This is a genomic window from Megasphaera sp. MJR8396C (genome assembly GCF_001546855.1).
GTDB lineage: Bacteria > Bacillota > Negativicutes > Veillonellales > Megasphaeraceae > Megasphaera.
In genome coordinates this window covers 26,997-48,433 of the sequence record NZ_KQ958151.1, presented here as the reverse complement: position 1 = coordinate 48,433, position 21,437 = coordinate 26,997, and the positions used below count along the sequence as shown (strand labels likewise).

Annotated in this window: 21 protein-coding genes and 1 riboswitch; of the genes, 3 read left to right on the top strand and 18 right to left on the bottom strand. The window is 51.3% G+C overall.

Annotation, left to right across the window (positions count from 1 at the left end):
• Positions 1-51: 51 nt before the first annotated feature.
• The 6 genes from ftsH to HMPREF3201_RS01725 form a co-directional block, all read right to left on the bottom strand.
• Entirely contained in the window at positions 52-2,127 is a 2,076-nt protein-coding gene (gene ftsH, locus HMPREF3201_RS01750; protein ID WP_062411446.1) for an ATP-dependent zinc metalloprotease FtsH, read from the bottom strand.
• Between the two features lie 119 nt (positions 2,128-2,246).
• Complete coding sequence (hpt, locus tag HMPREF3201_RS01745; RefSeq protein ID WP_062411445.1) at positions 2,247-2,786, bottom strand: hypoxanthine phosphoribosyltransferase; 540 nt, start codon at positions 2,784-2,786, stop codon at positions 2,247-2,249.
• Between the two features lie 26 nt (positions 2,787-2,812).
• The gene (gene tilS / locus HMPREF3201_RS01740; protein ID WP_062411444.1) at positions 2,813-3,808 is read right to left on the bottom strand and encodes a tRNA lysidine(34) synthetase TilS; all 996 of its coding nucleotides are present in this window, start codon (positions 3,806-3,808) and stop codon (positions 2,813-2,815) included.
• Entirely contained in the window at positions 3,805-4,734 is a 930-nt protein-coding gene (locus HMPREF3201_RS01735) for a Ppx/GppA phosphatase family protein (protein ID WP_062411443.1), read from the bottom strand. The genes tilS and HMPREF3201_RS01735 overlap by 4 nt, the downstream gene beginning before the upstream one ends.
• 80 nt (positions 4,735-4,814) lie before the next feature.
• A complete protein-coding gene (locus tag HMPREF3201_RS01730; RefSeq protein WP_062411442.1) occupies positions 4,815-5,264 on the bottom strand; it encodes a S1 domain-containing RNA-binding protein in 450 nt (149 codons plus the stop codon).
• 112 nt (positions 5,265-5,376) lie between these two features.
• Positions 5,377-5,700, bottom strand: coding sequence for an FtsB family cell division protein (locus HMPREF3201_RS01725; protein WP_227166391.1), 324 nt, complete (start codon positions 5,698-5,700; stop codon positions 5,377-5,379).
• A 194-nt stretch (positions 5,701-5,894) separates the two neighbouring features.
• On the opposite strand from HMPREF3201_RS01725, the gene HMPREF3201_RS01720 reads away from it, so the two are divergent.
• Complete coding sequence (locus HMPREF3201_RS01720; protein WP_062411440.1) at positions 5,895-7,307, top strand: FAD-binding oxidoreductase; 1,413 nt, start codon at positions 5,895-5,897, stop codon at positions 7,305-7,307.
• A gap of 73 nt (positions 7,308-7,380) precedes the next feature.
• Positions 7,381-7,512: riboswitch (FMN riboswitch) on the top strand.
• A gap of 89 nt (positions 7,513-7,601) precedes the next feature.
• Complete coding sequence (locus HMPREF3201_RS01715) at positions 7,602-8,819, top strand: bifunctional 3,4-dihydroxy-2-butanone-4-phosphate synthase/GTP cyclohydrolase II (protein WP_062411439.1); 1,218 nt, start codon at positions 7,602-7,604, stop codon at positions 8,817-8,819.
• A gap of 62 nt (positions 8,820-8,881) precedes the next feature.
• On the opposite strand, the gene HMPREF3201_RS01710 is transcribed toward HMPREF3201_RS01715, so the two are convergent.
• Positions 8,882-9,541, bottom strand: a complete 660-nt coding sequence (locus tag HMPREF3201_RS01710) for a Crp/Fnr family transcriptional regulator (protein WP_062411438.1) — start codon at positions 9,539-9,541, stop codon at positions 8,882-8,884.
• Positions 9,542-9,644: 103 nt separating this feature from the next.
• Here HMPREF3201_RS01710 and HMPREF3201_RS01705 point away from each other — a divergent pair, with 103 nt between their 5' ends.
• Positions 9,645-10,334 carry an ATP-binding protein gene (locus tag HMPREF3201_RS01705; RefSeq protein ID WP_062411437.1) on the top strand — a complete coding sequence of 230 codons (690 nt, stop codon included), beginning with the start codon at positions 9,645-9,647 and terminating at the stop codon, positions 10,332-10,334.
• A 59-nt stretch (positions 10,335-10,393) separates the two neighbouring features.
• Here the strand turns inward: HMPREF3201_RS01705 and HMPREF3201_RS01700 are convergent, their stop codons facing one another.
• The 11 genes from HMPREF3201_RS01700 to HMPREF3201_RS01650 all read right to left on the bottom strand — a co-directional run bounded on the left by HMPREF3201_RS01700 (position 10,394) and on the right by HMPREF3201_RS01650 (position 21,395).
• On the bottom strand, positions 10,394-10,834 hold the full coding sequence (locus HMPREF3201_RS01700) for an Lrp/AsnC family transcriptional regulator (protein WP_044504607.1): 441 nt from the start codon (positions 10,832-10,834) through the stop codon (positions 10,394-10,396).
• A gap of 131 nt (positions 10,835-10,965) precedes the next feature.
• Positions 10,966-11,907 (bottom strand): FAD:protein FMN transferase, encoded by a 942-nt coding sequence (locus HMPREF3201_RS01695; protein ID WP_062411436.1) that lies wholly within the window; start codon positions 11,905-11,907, stop codon positions 10,966-10,968.
• Between the two features lie 117 nt (positions 11,908-12,024).
• Positions 12,025-12,879 carry an RnfABCDGE type electron transport complex subunit B gene (gene rnfB, locus HMPREF3201_RS01690; RefSeq protein WP_062411435.1) on the bottom strand — a complete coding sequence of 285 codons (855 nt, stop codon included), beginning with the start codon at positions 12,877-12,879 and terminating at the stop codon, positions 12,025-12,027.
• A 24-nt stretch (positions 12,880-12,903) separates the two neighbouring features.
• A complete protein-coding gene (locus HMPREF3201_RS01685; RefSeq protein ID WP_154254092.1) occupies positions 12,904-13,476 on the bottom strand; it encodes an electron transport complex protein RnfA in 573 nt (190 codons plus the stop codon).
• Entirely contained in the window at positions 13,476-14,099 is a 624-nt protein-coding gene (rsxE, locus tag HMPREF3201_RS01680) for an electron transport complex subunit RsxE (protein ID WP_044504616.1), read from the bottom strand. The genes HMPREF3201_RS01685 and rsxE overlap by 1 nt, the downstream gene beginning before the upstream one ends.
• A 2-nt stretch (positions 14,100-14,101) precedes the next feature.
• Complete coding sequence (locus HMPREF3201_RS01675; RefSeq protein ID WP_044504618.1) at positions 14,102-14,653, bottom strand: RnfABCDGE type electron transport complex subunit G; 552 nt, start codon at positions 14,651-14,653, stop codon at positions 14,102-14,104.
• A gap of 1 nt (position 14,654) precedes the next feature.
• Positions 14,655-15,692, bottom strand: coding sequence for an RnfABCDGE type electron transport complex subunit D (locus HMPREF3201_RS01670; RefSeq protein ID WP_062411434.1), 1,038 nt, complete (start codon positions 15,690-15,692; stop codon positions 14,655-14,657).
• Between the two features lie 17 nt (positions 15,693-15,709).
• A complete protein-coding gene (rsxC, locus tag HMPREF3201_RS01665; protein ID WP_062411433.1) occupies positions 15,710-17,065 on the bottom strand; it encodes an electron transport complex subunit RsxC in 1,356 nt (451 codons plus the stop codon).
• Positions 17,066-17,625: 560 nt separating this feature from the next.
• The gene (locus HMPREF3201_RS01660) at positions 17,626-19,233 is read right to left on the bottom strand and encodes a CTP synthase (protein ID WP_062411432.1); all 1,608 of its coding nucleotides are present in this window, start codon (positions 19,231-19,233) and stop codon (positions 17,626-17,628) included.
• Between the two features lie 69 nt (positions 19,234-19,302).
• Positions 19,303-20,967 carry an arginine--tRNA ligase gene (gene argS / locus HMPREF3201_RS01655; protein WP_062411431.1) on the bottom strand — a complete coding sequence of 555 codons (1,665 nt, stop codon included), beginning with the start codon at positions 20,965-20,967 and terminating at the stop codon, positions 19,303-19,305.
• Positions 20,967-21,395, bottom strand: coding sequence for a YwiB family protein (locus HMPREF3201_RS01650; protein ID WP_197408247.1), 429 nt, complete (start codon positions 21,393-21,395; stop codon positions 20,967-20,969). Before HMPREF3201_RS01650 ends, argS begins: the two co-directional genes overlap by 1 nt.
• Positions 21,396-21,437: the final 42 nt, after the last annotated feature.

Here is a 21,437-nt window from a genome sequence, read left to right as displayed (position 1 = left end):
TAAAGCTCATACGGCAGTCTCTAAACGGCCTTGAACTAAGCCATGATAAACTTATTTCTTCGTATCTTTGTCGTCCTTTTCATCGTCCGGATGGGTCAAGCCTTCCGTCAGGCCTCCCTTAGGAACGGGATTGCCCCAAGGACTAATCTGGACTTCCGTCTGTTCCTGCTGAGGCGCTTCGGCAGCAGACGTTTCACTGTCCGATGCTGAAACCGGTTCTTCTGCAACAGGTTCGGCATCGACGGCTTTGGTTTCGACAGTTTCTGCCGGCTGAACAGCCGTATCGGCAGCTTCCGTATCAACGGCTTCGGCCTTTTTTTCTTCAGGAGCTTCCAGCGTCCCGTATTTGACCAAGTTGTCGACTTGCTGACGGTTGATCGTTTCGACTTCGATCAAAGCGTCGGCCATCTTATTCAGCGTATCGAGGCGTTCGTGCAGCATATGGAGAACGTCGGCATAGGCTTCCGATACGATATCGTGCATTTCCTTGTCGATCAGTTCGGCAACGCTGTCGCCGTAATTGCGTTCGTGGCCGAGGCTCTTGCCGAGGAATACCTGGTCCTGCTGTTCACCAAAGACCATGGGACCTAATTTAGGACTCATGCCCAGGCGGGTAATCATCTGGCGGGCAATGCGGGTAACGCTCTGGAGGTCGCCCGATGCACCGCTGCTGATTTCGTTGAAGACGATTTCTTCAGCAGCCCGGCCGCCGAGGGCGACGCGGATCTGTGCCAGGTAGTAGGATTTCGTTTCATACGACCGGTCTTCTTCCGGCAGCATCATCGTATAACCGCCGGCACGACCGCGAGGAATGATGGTGACCTTATGTACCGGGTCAGCATCCGGCAAGAGGTAAGCAATGAGGGCGTGGCCCGATTCATGGACAGCGGTCAGGCGTTTTTCCTTGTCGCTGATGACGTGGCTGCGCCGTTCCGGCCCGAAGCTTACCTTTTCACTGGCTTCTTCCAGTTCCGGCATGTTGATGATCTTCTTATTGGCTCTGGCAGCGAGGAGCGCCGCTTCATTGAGCAGGTTGCCGAGGTCGGCACCGGTAAAGCCCGGCGTCTTCTTGGCGATGATATCGAGGTCGACGTCTTTGCCTAAGGGCTTGCCTTTGGCATGGACTTCGAGGATGGCCCGACGGCCGCGCAAATCGGGACGGTCGACGGTAATCTGCCGGTCAAAACGGCCGGGACGAAGGAGGGCCGGGTCGAGGATATCCGGACGGTTCGTCGCAGCAATGGTGATGATGCCTTCATTGGAACCGAAACCATCCATTTCAACCAACAGCTGATTCAGCGTCTGTTCGCGTTCATCATGACCGCCTCCGAGACCGGCACCGCGCTGGCGGCCGACGGCATCGATTTCGTCGATGAATACGATACAGGGGGCATTCTTCTTAGCCTGTGTAAACAAATCACGGACACGGGACGCACCGACACCGACGAACATTTCGACGAAGTCGGAGCCACTGATGCTGAAGAAAGGTACACCGGCTTCCCCGGCTACAGCACGAGCCAAGAGGGTTTTCCCGGTCCCCGGAGGGCCGAAGAGGAGGACCCCTTTCGGAATCTTAGCGCCAATGGCATTATACTTGCTGGGGTTGCGCAGGAATTCGACGATTTCAGCCAATTCTTCCTTAGCTTCGTCTTCGCCGGCAACGTCTTTAAAGGTAACTTTGATCTTTCCTTCGCCGTGCATCTTAGCATGGCTTTTGCCGAAGTTCATGACCCGGCCGCCGCCTCCCTGGGTCTGCTGCATAATGAAGAACCACACGGCGATGAGTACCAGGATCGGCAGGACTGCCGTCAGCATATTCATCCACCACGACGGTTGTTCAGGCGGCTTGGCAATAACATTGACATCAGCATCTCGCAGGGCCGGTAAGAGCGCTGCATCCGTCGGGGCATACGACGTAAAGGACGTTCCGTCTTTCAGTTGACCGACGATGGCATGATCGGCGGTAATCTGGACGGCATCGACTTTTTTCTGCTGGACCTGACTCATGAAATTCGTGTAAGAAATTTCCGATTTATCAGTCTTATTGCTCGTAAGGGCATCTATAATCGATACGGCGACGATGATGATGAGTAAGTATAAACTTACATTCCGCACAAATTTACTCAAAATACTGCTCCTTTCACCTAGTTTATGACAATTTTTTCTTTATTCTAACCAACACAATTTTATATTACCACACTTCTTCAAAAGCAACAACTTATTTTATACAAAATAGGTAGACATCCTTACTTGGAGTATACTTCTTCCTTCAAGACGCCGATGTAAGGCAGGTTGCGGTAGCAGCTATTATAGTCGAGGCCGTAGCCGACGACGAAGGCATCGGGAATTTCAAAGCCGTTGTAGTCGACGGGAACTTCGACTTGACGCCGAGCCGGCTTGCTCAAGAGGGTGGCCAATTTTACCGAACGGGCGCCCCGTTCTTTCAACATCGGAACGAGGTGGCTTAAGGTAATGCCCGTATCGATGATGTCTTCGACGATGAGGACATCTTTCCCTTCGACGTCGTTATCGAGGTCTTTGCGGATTTCGATGTCACCCGACGATTCCGTCGAGGCGCCGTAACTGGAACAGCTCATGAAATCGAAGTAAACCGGACCGTCGATGGCGCGGGCCAAATCGGTAAAAAAGGTGACGGCCCCTTTCAAGATGCCGCAAAGGAGGATGGTCTTTCCGGCATAGTCCTTGGTAATCTGAGCGCCTAATTCGCGAACGCGGGCAGCAATCTGTTCTTCTGTAAGTAAAATTTCTTTGATATCCTGATGCATCTTGATTCCTCCGAAAAAAAATTAAATTACCGCTTCCGCTTTTGGCGGGGAACGGCCGGACCCATGCAGAGAGCGGTCCGCGTCGTATAAGCACAGGCTTTGCCGCACTGAAACTGTTTCCCCGTTTCTTTGGCAGCTAAAGCCCGTATGGTTTCAACGTAATGAAAGGGAAGGTCTTGTAAAGACCCGGTTGCACTCTTCCAAAGTCTTCGTATCAATCGCCGCTGCAGGGAAAGCGGCTGAGACAGTAATCGTCGTCGGTCCAGGGCCGGAACGCCGTAACCCGGACAGGCAAGTTCCCGATAGACATGTTCCGTACAGTCGTTCAAAAAAGCTTCGTCGGCACGGACCGTATCGGCCAGGCGGTTGAGGTCGGCTGTAATCGCCGGATTATATCGCATTAAAGAAGGCAGCAGCTCTAAGCGGATACGATTGCGGTGATAGCGGGTACTGTCATTGGTTTCGTCGTGACACGAGGGAATCCCCTGCGCTTTGGCATACGCAGCAAGTTCGGCTTTCGTAAAGCCCAGCAAAGGCCGTATGATGTCGCCTCGTCGCGGTTCCATACCGCACAAGCCTTGAAGGCCGCTGCCGCGAAGGAGGTGAAGCAGCACCGTTTCGGCCTGATCGTCGCCGTGATGGGCGACGGCAATCGTCGTGGCCCCACAGGCCCGCTTCATCGTGCGTAAAATTCGGTAGCGTTCCCGCCGTCCGACAGCTTCTTCCGACATTTTTTCACGCCGGGCGAGAGTCGGTACATCGACGTACTGCCAAGTAAACCCGCAACGGCGCCTTAAGGCTTCCTGGCGGACGAAATCGACTTCGGCATCGGCCGCCGGTCGGATGCCGTGGTGAACGTAGCAGGCTACGAGGCGCAGGCGATATAACGGGGCCAGGCGGCTCAAAACGTCGAGGAGGACCATGGAATCGGGCCCGCCCGAACAGGCGATGACGATAGCACTATCGGGCTGCCATAAGCCGTGCTGCCGAGCATAGTCGGCAACGTCCTCGACAAGATTCATAACCGGCCTTCCTTCGAATTCCAGGCCGCATCGTGGAAGGAATGGCGAAAGAAAATACCTTCCATGATATCCCGTTCACTGGCCATGACGGCCGGGATTTCATAGCGCTTTAAGAAGGACTTGGCAATGATCAAGCCGGCTAAGATGATTTCACTGCGCTTTGGCTGAAGGCCTGGTACATGGCGCCGTTCTTCCGGCGTCATGACCCGCAGTTTCTCGATGTGCTGACACAGGGATTCGTAGGTCACGACGTGGCCTTCAACCTTTTTAGCATCGTAAACGTCGAGTTTTAAATCCATGGCGGCCAGCGTCGTCAGCGTACCGCCGACGCCGATCAGTACTTGCGGCGTCTCACTCATCGGGATGGGAAGCCACATCTTATGGCAGCGGTTTTCCAGGTGAAGGACGTCCGCTTCCTGAAGAACCGCCTTTTTCGTAAACCGGACAGCCCCCATGGCATAACTGTGAGACCAGCATAAAATGCCTCGTTTGCCCACGGCGACTTCACTGCTGCCGCCGCCGATATCGAGGATGGCTGCCGTCTTTTCAGGATCGATGAATTTCGTCGCTCCCGTAAAACAGAGGGACGCCTCTTCAAGGCCTGAAATAGCCCGACAGTGCCAGCCGAAACGGGCCCGCACTTCGGCCAAAAAGGCCTGGCCGTCAACGGCTTCACGAACGGCACTAGTAGCCACGGCACAGACCGGTACGCCGGAAAGTTTCTTCTTCCAGCCTTCCATGGCAGCAAAAGACGCTTCCATTCCGTCAGCCGACAAGTGGCGTGTTTCGTCGATGCCCTTCCCGAGCTGAGTCGTCGCCAATTCTTTCGGCGAAAAAGTCCACGTCCCGGGAACTTCCTGCCAACCCGTCATGAGGCGCAGGGAATTGGAGCCAATGTCGATAACGGCATATTTCTGATACTCCATAACGTCTCCTTTCAAATCAAAAAGAGGCCGTCGCACGATACGTGCGGCGCCTCTTTCTGCACTCCGCTATTCAATACTTATCAATCAGCATGGCGAGCGCCGCGGCCGCCGCGTTTCGATTCTGTATTGCGCTTCAAATCCATCAGGCGTTCATCGCTTTCCTTCAGGAATTTGCTGAGCCGGTCTTCAAACGACAGCGAACCTGACGAGCGGCGTGAATCAAAGCCGTTATGCTGGCGGAATTCGTGTTTCTGCCGCATATCGCGTTTCGGGCGGAAATCCTTCTTTTCCGGAGCCGCCTGAGTCTGCTTAATAGACAAGGCGATTTTCCCCTTATCGTCGACAGACAACACTTTGACGCTGACCTTATCGCGAACTTTCAAAAAATCATTTACATCTTTGACATACTCATTAGCGACTTCAGAAATATGTACAAGACCTACTTTCTTATCCGGAAGTTCTACGAATGCGCCAAATTTTGTGATCCCCGTAACGGTACCTTCCATCACACTGCCTACTTCAATTGTCATGCTGTTTCAATTTCCTCCTTGTGATATTCAGCATAGCTGATAAACGTATATGGTCATTATACTCATAATCGCCCAAAAATTCAATTCCCAAAATGGAAGATTCGACAAACTTTTACGGCTTATAAGGGATTTCGTCGGGCTTTGCCAAACCAAATTGTTCCCGCGCTTCTCGCGAAATTTCATCGGGATCGTTCAGTTTATCGTACTGCGCTTTAAGCCGGGTATTTTCATCCCGAAGGAGCTGTTCTTGCTGCAGCGTCTGAGTCATGTCTTCCCTGATTTCCCAAACCCGGTGGAGTCGGCCCCCGATAAAATAGACTCCGGCAATAATGATGGCCAGGATAACCAGATTGTACAAGCTCATCATCTGCCGAATCCGGCTGAGCAGACCGGGACGACGCTTTCGACGAGGCTTGCGGCGCTTCTTCCGACGCACAGGCGGCCGATACTCTTTGGTTTCCACCCAATCACCCTTTCTAAAAAATGATAGTCTAAGAAAAAATCTTATCCTATAGTATACATGGGTTTGGGGACAAGATAAAGTTTTTTTGTAAATTTCCTTTTAAAATATCGGCAGGTTATATATAATAAAATCACGTATCTTGTATCTTTATCCGAGGGGGAACCATTATGCCATACGAAAAAATCACACCGGAAATCATAGAAAAGCTGAAAGCGGTCGTCGGGCCGAAAAACGTCGTCACCGACGCCGACGCTATGCAGCCCTATTCCCATGACGAAGTGACCGATCCGGCCTACCACCGGATGCCGGAAGCCGTCGTCTTTGCCGAAACAGCAGAAGAAGTCAGTGCCGTCTTGAAATTGGCCAACGACTTCCACTTCCCCGTCGTCCCGCGCGGTGCCGGTACCGGCCTTGCCTGCGGCGCCGTCCCGGAATACGGCGGCATCGTCTTATCCTTAGAAAAGATGAATAAAATCCTTGAAATCAATACCGAAGGCCTCTATGCCGTCGTCGAACCGGGCGTCCGCACGTCGGACCTCCAGGATGCGGCCGAACAGCAGGACCTCTTTTATGCCGGCGATCCCTGCAGCGGCGACTCGTGCTTCATCGGCGGCAACATCGCCACCAACGCCGGCGGCAACCGGGCCGTCAAATACGGGACGACGCGCCACCAGGTATACAGCGTCGAAGTCGTAAATCCCAAGGGCCGCATCGTAACCTTAGGCGCCCGCCTTCAAAAACAGTCGACGGGCTATTCCTTAGAACAGCTCATCATCGGTTCCGAAGGGACCTTGGGCATCATTACCAAGGCGACCTTAAAACTGGTCCCCAAGCCGAAATATGCCCTCGACCTCCTGGCCATCTTTGACGACCGCCGCAAGGCTATGGGCGTCGTCACCAAGCTCATCAAGGCCGGCATTACGCCGACGTGCGTCGAATTCATGGACAATATCACCATCAAATCGGTCGAAAAATACCTCAACGAAACGCTTCAAGGCAGTGACAACGGCAACTACATCATCGTCGAAGTCGAAGGGACCAACGAAGACGACCTCGACGATAAAGCCGTCATCCTCGACGAAATCTGCACCGAAAACGGCGCATCGTCGGTCCTCGTCGCCGATCACAATAAGATCTGGCAGGCCCGTAAAGCCTTTGCCGAAGCCGTCCGCGCCGAAAGCCTCATCGTCTGCAAGGAAGACGTCGTCGTTCCCGTCGACCAAGAAGCCCTGCTCCTCGATGAAATCCTACGCCTGTCCCAAAAGTACAACTTGATCACCCGTATCGCCAGCCACGCCGGCGACGGCAACATCCACCTGAATATCTTAAAGGGCGACGATGACACCTATGAAGCCTGGGATGAACGGGTCAAGGCCAACCAGCAGGAACTGTACGCCTTCATCTACGCCCACGGCGGCCGCCTGTCCGGCGAACACGGCATCGGCTATAAACGAAAGGCTTTGATGAAAGAATTTACCGATCCCGGCGAACTGGAAATGATGATGGACATCAAGCAGGCCCTCGATCCGAACAACATCTTAAATCCCGGAAAGATCTTCGACATCGACGAAAAGGCCTGAGAATCCGCGCTTTAGCCATGACTTGCAAAAATCATGACTACCGTGTATAATACAAAACAGAACTAAATAAAACGTATATCTTCAGGGCAGGGTGAAATTCCCGATCGGCGGTACAGTCCGCGAACGCAGCAGCGTAGGAGCCATTGGCTCGTGATTTGGTGAAACTCCAAAACCGACAGTATAGTCTGGATGGAAGAAGATGTGGCGTGCTGCTTTGGCAGCCTGCCTTACATTGCATATAAAAGCCCTGAGCCATAATTGGCGCAGGGCTTTAGTTATAAGGAGGTCTTTATTTTGACGACAGAAAAACGAAAATTCAACACCATTGAAGAAGCTATCGAAGAACTGCAGGCCGGTCATATCGTCATCGTCACCGACGATCCGGACCGTGAAAATGAAGGAGATTTCATCTGCGCAGCCCAGTACTGCACGACAGAAAACATGAACTTCATGGCCAGCCACGGCAAGGGCCTCATCTGCATGCCCATGAGCATCGAATATGCCCATAAATTAGGACTGCCCCCTATGGTCAGCGAAAATACAGACAACCATGAAACGGCTTTCACCGTTTCCATCGACCACGTCGATACGACGACGGGTATCTCGGCCGTCGAACGAGCCCTCACAGCCCGCAAATGCGCTGAAGAATCGGCACGTCCTGAAGATTTCCGCCGCCCGGGCCACAACTTCCCCCTCATCGCTAAACGAGGCGGCGTCCTGACCCGCAACGGTCATACGGAAGCCACGGTCGACCTCATGCGCCTGGCCGGACTCAAACAAGTCGGCCTGTGCTGCGAAATCATGGCCGACGACGGCACCATGATGCGTACACCGTCCCTCTGGGAAATTGCCGACAAGTACAACCTGAAATTCATCACCATCCACGATTTACAGAACTACTGCCGCCGCCATGACAAACACGTCATCCGCGAAGCCGTCGCCAAGATGCCGACCAAATACGGCGAATTCAAAATCTACGGCTACATCAATGACCTGACCGGCGAACACCACGTCGCCCTCATCAAAGGCGACATCGGTGACGGCAAGAACCTCTTGTGCCGCGTTCACTCCGAATGCCTGACCGGCGACGTCTTTGGCTCTTGCCGCTGCGACTGCGGGGAACAGCTGGCAGCCGCCCTTAGCCAGATCAACGCCGAAGGCCGCGGCATCTTGCTCTACATGCGCCAAGAAGGTCGCGGCATCGGCCTCATCAATAAACTCAAAGCCTATGTCCTCCAGGAACAGGGCTACGATACGGTCGAAGCCAATGAAAAACTCGGCTTTGCCCCTGACCTTCGCGAATATTGGATCGGGGCTCAAATGCTGCAGGATATGGGCGCCAAGGAAATCCGCCTCCTGACCAATAACCCGGAAAAAATCTACGGCCTCGAAGGCTTTGGCGTCGAAATCGTCGAACGGGTCCCCATCGAAATGGAACCGCAGAAATTCGATGAATTCTATTTAGAAACCAAGAAAAACAAGATGGGCCACATCCTTCCCCATCTCCACTAAGAGTTGTATATCAAAACGGCAGGGATTGTCGAAAGGAACAATCCCTGCCGTTTTTTCTTCGCTTACAGCAGCGAAAATTGGTCTTTATGATAGTCGATAAGGCCGTCTTTTTTCATTTTGCTCAGTTCCGCCGACAAGGCGCTGCGGTCGACGGATAAAAAATCCGCCATCTGCTGACGGTTAAAGGGCAGGGCAAACGTCGATTTCCCCTTATCCCGCGCCAGGTTCGACAAGTAGAGCATGATCTTCTGCCGCGTCGAGCGCTGGGTCAGGTAGCGCATTTTTTCGGTAAGCAGTCGATTCTTCTCGGCCATGAGCCCCAGTATATTCCCGGTAAACTGGGCCTCGGCCGGCGTCAACATATGGCCGCCATGAAGGACGCCCTGCACATAAATCTGAAGAATGACGGCATCGGCTGAGGCCACGACGTCGACCGTCGCCGGAGCCTCGGGAAGACAGGCGAAGGCCTCGCCGAAAAAGAATCCCTGAGGAATTTGCGACAAGATATTCCGATTGCCCCAATAATCTTCCTGGATGATATGAACTGAACCTTCCAGGACCAAGCCGATATACGTGACCGGTTCACCGGAATAAAAGAGGAACTCCCCTTTTTTATAGTTTTTCTGACGGACTTTCAAATCCTGAAGCAGCGGTAAGACGTCGCCCTTGGCGACGCCGCGAAAGAGCGGGGATTTTTCGATAAGGGATAGATGTTGTTCCATAAGCAGCACCTCCTGCTGAATATAGTTGGAAAAACAACGGCAAGATCCGTGAAAATAACGTATACTAACATCATCAACGAAACTGCCGATGGAGGAAATGACTATGATACGTAAAATTATACAAATTGACCAAGAAAAATGCAATGGCTGCCGTGCCTGTGTCGACGCCTGCCATGAAGGAGCCATCGCCATGGTGGACGGTAAGGCCCATCTCATGCGCGACGATTACTGCGACGGCTTAGGCGACTGCCTCCCCAACTGTCCGACCGGGGCCATTACCTTCGTCGAACGCGAAGCCGCTGACTACGACGAAGAGGCCGTCAAAAAGCACATGGCCGCTCAGGGTCGCGTCTATAAAGGCCGCTGTCCCGGAAACGAAGCCCATGTCGTAACGCCGGAAGCTAAGAAAGAAGCCCCTCAGGGAGAAGGTTCACAGCTCCGTCAATGGCCGGTCCAGCTCAAGCTCGTCCCGCCGCATGCGCCCTATTTTAACGGGGCCCGGCTGCTCATTGCCGCCGACTGCACGGCCTATGCCTACGCCCGATTCCACGACGATTTCATCAAAGGCCATATCACCCTCATCGGCTGTCCCAAACTCGATGACATCGACTATTCCGAAAAGCTGACCGAAATCATCCGGCAGAACGCCATTCAGGACGTCACCATCGTCCGCATGGAAGTCCCCTGCTGCCGCGGCCTTGAAATGGCCGTAAAAAAAGCCCTCGACCAGAGCGGCAAATCTCTCAGCCTTCAGGTCCGGGTCATCCGTCCCGACGGAAAGATAACGGCCTAACCAACCCTCTTATCCATAGATAAAAAGATGCTGCCGCAACTGCGACAGCATCTTTTTTGTTATACGTTCCATTCTTCTTTCAGTGTGGATAAACACATGAACGTCTGCGAAGAAGCGACCGTCGGAATTTCATTCAATACCTGCATGAGGAAATGTTCCAAATCATCCGGTGTCTTTACGAGCACTTTTAATAAGTAGTCGAAGGCGCCGACGACGTGATGGCATTCCAGCACTTCAGAATACTGAACGATTTTCGCACGAAAATCTTCGTCATCGCCAGACCGTTCCAAGTTGACCATGATGAAGGCGGTCACGTTGTATCCCGTCTTACGGCGGTTTATCTTCGCGCCATAGCCTTCGATGATGCCGTTGTGTTCCATCTTGCGGATACGTTCGGCAACAGCCGGAATGGACAAGCCGACAACCTTACTGATTTCCGTTGCCGAAGCTTTCCCATTTCGTTTCAAAATCATTAAAATCTTATCATCAATGTGATCCATCTGCCAATACTACCCTCCATAGCTTTAAAATCTATTATACCTATATTATCTTACAAAGATCGCAAAAAGTAAATAGACTTAAAGTTATTAATTATTTATTCACTATACTTTTTACTTCTATGGAAGTTATTTTATTCTGAAATATGAAAGTCAGCATTTAGATCAGAGAAGCGGTCACGGAAACCGGGCGTCATGTAAATAGCATTGTCCGTTCCCGTAATTTCGCAGTCCACACCTTCCATACTGTGAACCAAATCGAGGCCTTTCTGCGGCCCTAACACAAAGACGATGGTCGTCAGCATATCACTGAGCATGCCGGCATGGGGCACGGATCCATCGATGATGACGGAGTCGCTCATGACGCCGGACTGAGCCGGATAGCCCGTGCGGGGGTCAAAGATATGATGATAGCGGACACCGTCTTGGATGAAGTAGCGTTCATAGTCGCCGGACGTCGACAAGGCCTGGTTTTCAATGGAGACGATGCCCAGGAAATCCTGGTTATTGTCCGATCGGGGATGTTTGATCCCGATGTTCCAAGGTTTGCCCTTGGTCGTCTTACCGACGGCATACATCGAGCTGGCGCCGAGGTTGATGAGCCCGCTTTCAATGTGGTGCTTTTCGTAAATCTTGCGGATTTCATCGACGGCATAGCCCTTGGCGACACCGCCTAAATCGATGGCCATACCCGGTTTAGCCAACATGACACTGTGGTCTTCCGGCCGCAGGAGGATATCCTTGTAATTGACTTTCATCAAGGCCTGGGAAACCTCTTCCGGCGACGGCACATGCTGGTCGGCATTGCCGATATGCCACAAGTTGGTCATGACCCCAATGGTGATATCCCATTCGCCCTGGCTCTTCGCCGAGTAGTCTTTAGCGTATTCAATCATTTCATAAATGGCCGGATCGACCTTGACATAGTCCTTACCGGCAGCGGCGTTGATGCGACTGACATCGCTGTCTTCATTTTGGCCGGCCAGTTTATCTAAGACGGCCAATCGTTCAAAGCCTTCGTCGACGGCTTCTTTTGCTTCCTGCCCGGTCGCCCGGAGAGAAACCGACGTGTCCATGGCGACGCCGCTCCTATCAAAAGAAGACTCCGGATGCAAGGTGCATCCGGAGCTGCTTAATACGATGAGGAACGCCATGGTGAGAAGAACCCATACATACCGTTTCTTACCCATCTATTAACCTACTTTTTCTTCTTTCTTGAAAGAACCTTTGATCATTTCATTGATAGCGCCTGTCGGACACTTGGTCATGCAGGTAGCATTGTCGCAGTTGTGGCAGACAGCCTGATTGACGACGGCCAAATGGTCGACGATCTTGATAGCGCCTTCTTCCTGATGGGAGCAGTTACGCATGCAGGAACCGCAGCCGATGCACATTGCTTTGCAGTTCTTCATAGCAGCGGCACCAAAATCTTTGGAGCTGCAGCTGATGGCAACTTTAGCACTGATCGGAAGCAATTCGATGACGTGGTTCGGGCAAATGGAAGCGCATTTGCCGCAGCCCGTGCAGAGACGTTTGTCGATAACCGGCAGTCCGTCTTCGCCCATGTGCATAGCACCGAAGGGGCAGGAACGGGTGCAGTTACCAAAACCTAAACAACCGAACTTACAGAATTTCGGACCCTGCTGAATGATCTTTGCAGCAGCACAGTCATGAACACCTTTGTATTCATAAGCCAATTTTGCGATGCCATTGCCGCCGCGGCATTTGACATGAGCAAATTTCGGTTCCGTAGCTTCGGCAATCTTACCGGTCAATTTAGCAACGATTTCAGCAACTTCAGCCTTGCCGGGAACACAGAGGTTCGGAGCAACATCGGGGTCAAGTACAACAGCTTCCGCATATTTTGCACAGCCGGCAAATCCACAAGCACCGCACTGGCCCTGAGGCAGTGCTTCTTTTACTTCGCCGATGAGCGGATTTTCTTCCATAGCGAATTTCTTGTCAGCACTTGCAAGGATAAAACCGAATACAAGGCCGATACAAACCATGACAACGACGGCCATGATCGCAATAAATGAGTAATCCATAATCAGTTTTCAACTCCTTTTGCCTTAAATCATGCCGGAGAAGCCAAGGAATGCCAAGGACATCATGCCTGCAAGGACAAAGGCGATCGGTGTCCCCTTCATAGCATGCGGGATATCGGCAAAATCCATTTTTTCACGGCAGCTTGCCATCAGGATAAGAGCAATGGCGAAACCAATGCCGGCACCGACAGCAAAGATGATGTTTTCGAGGAAATTATAGCCACTGGTAACACTGATGACCGGAACGGACAGAACGATACAGTTCGTCGCGATCAGCATGAGGTAAATCCCCCACATGTTATACAGTGTCGGAGACTGTTTCTTGATGATGATTTCCAACAGCTGTACGAAACTTGCAATCAGGATAACGAAGGAAATCGTCCGTAAGAAGGTCAGGTTAAGCGGAACGAGGACCCAGTTGTACAGGCTCCAAGCTAAGATGGTACTCAAGGTGATAACGGCCGTAACAGCAAAACCCATGCCGACCGAAGCGTTCAAGTTTTTCGAAACGCCGAAGAAGATACACAAGCCGAGGAACTTGGTCAATACGAAGTTGTTAATCAAGACAGCCCCGATAAACAGCGTAAAGTATTCCATTATCCTTCACTCCCTTTCAGTTGTCTCTGTCTTTCAACACGTTCATTCCAAATCTTGAATCCAGCCATGATGAAACCGATCAGCATGAAAGCTCCGGGCGGCAGTGCCATGATCAGAGCCGGCTGGTAAGACGGACCGAATACTTCGAGACCAAAGAAGGTGCCGTTGCCGATGACTTCACGGATGCAGGAAATGATGAACATAGCAATGGTGAAGCCCATGCCCATGCCCATGCCATCGAGGAAGGAAACGACGACGCCGTTTTTCGATGCGACCGATTCAGCACGAGCCAGGATGATAGCAAATACGACGACCAGGTCGAGGTATACGCCGAGGGCTTTGTACAGATCAGGAGCATAAGCCTGTAAGAACAACTGTACACAGGTTACGATTGTTGCGATACATGTAATATAAACCGGAATACGTACTTTTTTGTTGATCAATTTGTGAATGATCGAAACGACGACGTTGTTGGCGGTAATAACGAACCATACCGTAAAGCCCATGGTCAAACCGTTGACGATGCTCGTCGTTACAGCAAGGCCCGGGCACAGGCTCAAGGCCAAGACGAAGTACGGGTTTTCTTCAATAATGCCTCTAGTAAAGATTTTCCAAAGATTCATTATTATTTACCCCCCATCTGTGCTGCTTTTTCAACAGCCTCTTTAACGCCCAAGGTGAAGGCACGGGAAGAAATCGTTGCACCAGTCAATGCCTGGATCTTATCTTTTGCACTTCTGTCCTTTGTGACTTCAAGACCGGCAATTTTCTTGCCTTTGAACTGATCTTTAAACGGAGATTTTGCGCCTTTATCACCGAGGCCCGGCGTTTCATTGGCTTCGAGGACCGTGTAGTCCATAACCGTGCCGTCCATGGATACAGCCGTCAACAATTTGATCGGGCCGCCGTAACCTTTCGGAGCCGTCGGGATGATATAAGCGACTTTCTGGCCGCCTTTTTCAGCAATAAACGTATCTTCTTCGCCCTGTACAGGAACGAATTTGTCAGCATCGGGAACGAGGGTCTTCATCGAATCCTGTTTCATCTGTTCTGCTTTTGCCGTAGCGATCGGGCCGGTGATGAAGAAAACGACACCGATAATGCAACCGGAAACAAGGCAGGTGAGGATAAGGTTCATCGCGACCTTAAAGATCCCGCTTTCGTTTTTGTCTGCCATTTTATTTAGCCCCCTTTGTCTTTACCGCACCAAAGACAGTCGGTTTTACCAAACGGTCGATGAGCGGAGTCAAGGTATTCATGAGCAAGATGGAGTAGCAAACCCCTTCAGGATAACCGCCGAGTACACGGATCAAAACCGTAATGAGGCCGCAGCCTAATGCGAAGATGACCTGACCTTTAACGGTAATCGGAGCCGTGACCATATCGGTTGCCATGAAGAAAGCACCAATGATAAGGCCGCCTGCCATCATCTGGAAGAGGGCAACGTTTGCACTGCCGTATACGGCACCGGTGAGGATACCGACCGTTGCGATCATAACGACCGGGACCTGCCAGTTAACATAGCCTTTGTAGATCAGCCATAAACCGCCGAGGATGAGGAGTACCGTAGAGGTTTCGCCGAGGGAACCGTTACGGAATCCGAAGAACAGGCTCTGATAGATGCTGCTCCAATCGTTCGTGCCGAAGAGCTGGAACAGGGCATCGGAACCGCCGTGTTTGAAAACGTTCAAAGGAGTTGCACCGGCGACGCCGTCGATGACCGTACCGTTGAGCTGGGTCCAGGTGGTCATAGCGACCGGCCAGGAAACCATCAGGCCTGCACGGCCGACGTGAGCCGGGTTGAAGATATTGTAGCCAAGGCCGCCCATCGCTTGTTTACAGACGACGATAGCCAGGAAGGAACCGACGATGCTCATCCACCAAGGAAGGCTCGGAGGACAGGTCATAGCCAACAGAAGGCCGGTGATGACAGCGGAGCCGTCGGTAATGGTGATGCGTTTGTGCATCGCCTTTTCCCATAAGAATTCAAAGATAACAGCCGAGACAATTGCGACGATGATATTGACGAGAGCATTGACACCGAAATAGTAAACGCCGAACGCAGCAGCCGGTACGAGAGCGGCAACAACATTCCACATGATCTTAGGAATGGTTTCGTTACAGCGAACATGCGGTGAAGATGCTACGGTAAGTTTAATTTCCTGCATGTCTTTAGCATCCTTTCCATTTGTTTGTCCTTTAGCTTCTGGACTCATGATATCCCTTCTTCCAATTAGTTATTGGCTTTCTGTGCTTCTGCTTTCGCCTGCGCTTCGCGCTGAATAGCTTTGCACTGACCTTTTGCATTGCGGATATACTGGACAATATTGCGTTTTGCCGGGCAGGTATAGACACAGCTGCCGCATTCGACACAGTTCATGACGCCGTATTCCATGCATTTATCCCAAGCCTGGCAGGACGAGAAGATGCTGAGCTGACTCGGAACGAGGCCCATCGGACATGCTTCTACGCAGCGGCCGCAGCGGATGCAAGGAGATTCTTCGCCGGCCTGGCATTTTTCCGGAGAGAGAGCCAGGATACCGGAAGCACCTTTGGTAACAGGTACGTCGAGCTGATACTGGGCCAGCCCCATCATCGGGCCGCCGGCGATCAGGCGATCCGGTTTTTCCGTAAAGCCGCCACAGTAGTCAATAACTTCCTGGAAGGTAGTACCAATGCGAAGACGGAGGTTTTTCGGTTCTTTGATGCAGTCACCCGTAACGGTCGTGAGGCGTTCGATGAAAGGAATACCCTGACAGACAGCATCGGTGATAGCGATGACCGTGCCGACGTTGCTGACGACGCAGCCGACGTTCATCGGGAGTCCGCCCGGTTCGACCTGACGGCCCGTGCAGGCTTCGATCATCATTTTTTCAGCACCCTGAGGATACTTGGTCTTGCAGGCAACAACCGTAACTTCGGGAATATCTTTGAAAGCTTCGGTCAGGTTCTGGATGGCTTCCGGTTTGTTGTCTTCGATTCCGATGAAAGCAGTTTTAATTCCGAGCACTTTCATGCAGATCTGGACGCCCGTTACGAGTTTATCCGTCGTTTCCTTTTCTACCATCGCACGGTAGTCACAGGTCAGATACGGTTCGCATTCGGCGCCATTGACGATGAAGGTATCAACCGGTTTGTTCGGAGCCAGTTTGACATGAGCCGGGAAGGTAGCACCGCCGCAGCCGACGACGCCAGCTTTTTTGATGAGTTCCAGGATTTCTTTGCTGTCGAGCTGTTTCCAGTCGTGAGCTTCGGGAAGTCCTTCAACCCATTCATCCTTACCATCTGCTTCGATGACGACAGCCATGCACTGAACCATCATGTTGTGCGGCATCGGCGCAACTTTGATGACTTTGCCGGACGTAGATGCATGAATGTCGGCATGCAAGAATGCGTCACTGGTCCCGATAAGCTGTCCCTTTTTAACCATATCGCCAACTTTGACGGTCGGTGTACAGGGGGCACCAAAGTGCTGGCTCATGGGAATGACGACTTGAGCCGGTACTGCCGGGGTTTCTATGGCTTTGTCTTTTGCATAGATCTTGCCATCGTCAGGATGGACCCCACCTCGTTTAAAGGTATTCAACATCAAAAATCACCTCATTATTATATAATGAAAAATAATAAAAACATGAATCATGCTTCCAATCGCTTACATTATATCATTATGTAGCGTATTATTCAATGTGAAAATCGGAGCAAAGTTTCACATTTAACTTATTTTTATGATATGCAATGCGAAAGAAAAATAAGCCCAACGTCGTCCGAATTTAAAAAGATATTTTGGTTTACATTTCTTCATACGACACCTATTTTGTATAGTATAAATGGCCATTTTATGGGATTTTCAAGGAAACGGAATAACAAATAAATAGTTTACAAACCCATTTTCAGATATCTGAATTTATCACATTTTTAAAGAAAATAACGTTTTGATATATGTTCCACCAGGCACATATATTATGTATATTATATTCAGATATGACATGATGCACCATGTCCAATGTATCTTTATACCTTGCATCCCGAAATTAGAATGGCCGCGCAGAATTTATACGATATTTGCAAGATTCACGAAAATATACAGCACGTAAAAAGGACGCCCCGAAAAGGGACGTCCTTTTTTACATTGATAAGCGCTTCGCTTTATTATTTTTTCAAATCGAGGGCCGCTTTGATGAGGCCGTTGAACAAGGGATGGGCCTTGGTCGGGCGGGATTTAAATTCCGGATGGAACTGGCAGCCGACGAACCAGGGGTGATCCTTGATTTCGATGATTTCGACCAAGCGGTCATCGGGCGACGTACCGGACAGGATCAGGCCGGCGTTGACCATTTCCGTGCGATACTTGTTGTTGAATTCCCAGCGATGGCGATGGCGTTCATAGATGAGGTTGGCATCGTAGACAGCCTGAGCCTTGGTCCCGTCGACCAACTTGCAGGGATAGAGGCCAAGGCGCATGGTGCCGCCCTTTTCCGAGATATCAACCTGGTCCGGCATGAGGTCGATGACCGGGAATTTTGCGTCTTCATGGAATTCCGACGACGTTGCCCCTTCGAGGCCGACGACGTTGCGGGCAAATTCCATGACAGCGCACTGCATCCCCAGGCATAAGCCGAGATACGGTACCTTATTTTCACGGGCATACTGGACAGCGCGGATCTTGCCTTCGATACCGCGGTTGCCGAAGCCGCCGGGAACGACGATACCGTCCATGCCCTTAAAAACTTCTTCCATGGTAAGGTTGGGATCTTCCAAGGTTTCCGAATCGATCCAGTGGATATTGACCTTGGCTTTATTGGCGATGCCGGCGTGATTCAGGGCTTCGGCAACGCTGAGGTAAGCGTCGTGGAGGGCGACGTATTTACCGACCAAGGCAATTTCCAAGGTCTTTTCGGTGTTGTAAATCGATTCGACCATCTTCTTCCAGTCTTCCATGTCGCAGGGACGATTCGGGAGGTCGAGTTTTTCCAAAACGATGCGGTCCATGCCTTCTTCCGACAAGAGCAGCGGAACTTCATAGATGCTGTTCAAGGTCTTGTTTTCGATGACGGCATCTTTGTCGATATCGCAGAACAGGGCCAGCTTATCTTTCATTTCATCGGACAGGGCCCGTTCCGTACGGCAGACGATGATATCCGGCTGGATACCGATGCTGCGCAGTTCTTTTACGCTGTGCTGGGTCGGCTTGGTCTTCAATTCACCGGCAGCTCCGATATACGGAACGAGGGTGACGTGAATGTACAAGACGTCGTTGCGGCCGACTTCTTTCTTGATCTGGCGGATAGCTTCCAAGAAAGGCAGGCTTTCAATGTCGCCGACGGTACCGCCGATTTCCGTAATGACGATATCGGCATTGTCGTCGTCACCGACGCGATAGACGCGATTCTTGATTTCATTCGTAATGTGCGGAATAACCTGTACCGTGTGGCCCAGATAATCGCCGCGACGTTCTTTCTGAAGGACCGACCAGTAAATTTTACCGGTCGTAACGTTGGAGTTCTTCCCGAGGTTGATGTCGATGAAGCGTTCATAGTGGCCGAGGTCGAGGTCCGTTTCTGTACCGTCGTCGGTGACGAAAACTTCACCATGCTGATAAGGGCTCATCGTGCCCGGGTCAATGTTGATATAAGGGTCAAACTTCTGGATTGTAACCTTGTAGCCGCGGTTCTTCAGCAACCGGCCTAAGGAAGCCGCTGTAATGCCTTTCCCTAACGAAGAAACGACGCCGCCTGTTACAAAGATATATTTAGCCATATTTCCTCCCTATCGAGCTTCTGCCCACTGCGAATCAAAATCTATTCCATAACTTATCATTTAATTATATTACATTTTTTCAGGAGCAGAAACCCCTAAAATTGCCAGGCTGTTGGCAATGGTAATGCGTACAGCCGTGACCAGGGCCAGCCGTGCTTTTTCCAAATCCTTGTCTTCCTGAATGATACGGCAATGATTATAGAAAGCATGGAACAAGCTGGCCAGTTCGTGAACGAAATGAGCGATGCGGTGCGGTGCCCGTTCACGAGCCGCATTCTGGATTTCTTCCGGGAACGCAGCCATCTTCTTGATCAATTCCAATTCATAGTCATTGGTCAAGGTATCCCATTTGACGTCGGACCAGTTACTGTCGAGATCGGCACCGGCTTCTTTCGCCTGCCGATAGATGCTGTAAATCCGGGCATGGGCATACTGGATATAGTAAACAGGGTTTTCGTTGCTGTGCGATTTAGCCAAATCCAAATCGAAATCGAGCTGCGTATCGAGGGACCGCATGATGAAGAAGTAACGGGCCGCATCGGTGCCGACTTCTTCGATGAGTTCGTTCAGTGTAATGGCCTGACCGGTACGCTTGCTCATCTTGACCTGCTGTCCATCCCGGAAGAGGCTTACCATCTGCAGTAACAACACTTCCAGCTGAGCCGTGTCATAGCCAAGGGCGGCCATAGCCGCCTTGACGCGGGCTACGTAGCCGTGATGATCGGCGCCCCAAATATTAATCATGGTCTTAAAGCCCCGATCATACTTATTCTTATGATAGGCAATATCGGCGGCCAAATACGTCGGAACCCCGTTATCGCGGATGACGACGCGGTCCTTATCGTCGCCGTAATCCGTCGATTTCAGCCACAAGGCCCCGTCTTTTTCATAGATCTTTCCCCGGCCCTGCAGGACATCGCAGGCCGCCTTGATGGCGTCCGGATGGAGAGTCCGTTCACTGAACCAGTTGTCATAAGAAACATTAAAATGTTCCAAATCCCGTTTAAGGGCCTTCAGCTTTTCGACATAGGCCCGATCTTTAAACAGGGTAAGCCGTTCTTCTTCCGGCATGTCAAGGTACTTATCGCCATCCTGATCGATGATGGCCTGAGCCGTTTCGATGATGTCGTGGCCATGATAGCCGTTTTCCGGAATTTCAGATGGCCGGCCCAAAAGTTCCAAGTACCGAGCATTGACCGAAGCCGCCAAATTATTCATCTGGTTGCCGGCATCGTTGATATAGTATTCTGCCTGGACGTTATAGCCGGCGGCCCGCAGGAGATTGACCAGGGTGCTGCCGTAGGCGGCGCCGCGGCCATGACCGACGTGAAGCGGGCCCGTCGGATTGGCACTGACATACTCGACCTGAACCGAATCGTCTTCGCGCAGCGGAGCCTTCCCATAGGCATCACCGGCGGCCAGGATTTGTTTCAGCGTATCGTAAATGACGTCGTTCTTCAGAAAGAAGTTTATGAAGCCGGCTCCGGCGATTTCAGCCCGTTCCAGCCAGGGATAATCCATTTCATCGACAATGGCCTGGGCAATGAGTTTCGGGGCTTTATGGGCGACGCGGGCCGACTGCATGGCGATATTGCTGGCAAAATCGCCGAATTCTTTCTGCGGCGGCACTTCTAAGGCGACATCAGGATAGTCACCGGCCGGGAGCGTCCCTTTATCCATAGCCTTCTTCAAGGCTTCCGTAATCCCCTGCTTCAATAAATCCTTCATTTCCATTACGCTTTATCCTCCTGCACAGTTATGGTTAATTGAGTATACATGGAACTGATTTCTTCAATATGGACGTCATAGCCCAAGTAAATCGTGCCGATTCCATCCTGAAGATCGGCACGGCACTCATAGGTTTTCATCTTCACGTCAAAAGTGCCAACCGGTGTTTCATACTGGGAATAGGTTACCTTTCCCTTATGAAATTCCTGACGCTGGCGAAGTTTCCCTAGACACAACAATAAGACGGACCCTCCGGGTAAGACCTTAATGACCGTCGTAACGCCTTTCATTTCCGTCAATTCGCTTTCTTCGTAGACGATATACTGGGTACCGTCTTTAACGTAATACTTGCCTTCGGAAACGAGCTCTATTTTCAGCTCTTGCCCTTCCGGGTCGCGTTGGATACTCTGTACACTTACTAAGACAGGTTTCAATGTATTCCACCTTTCCTATCACCAATCCAATGTTACTATTAT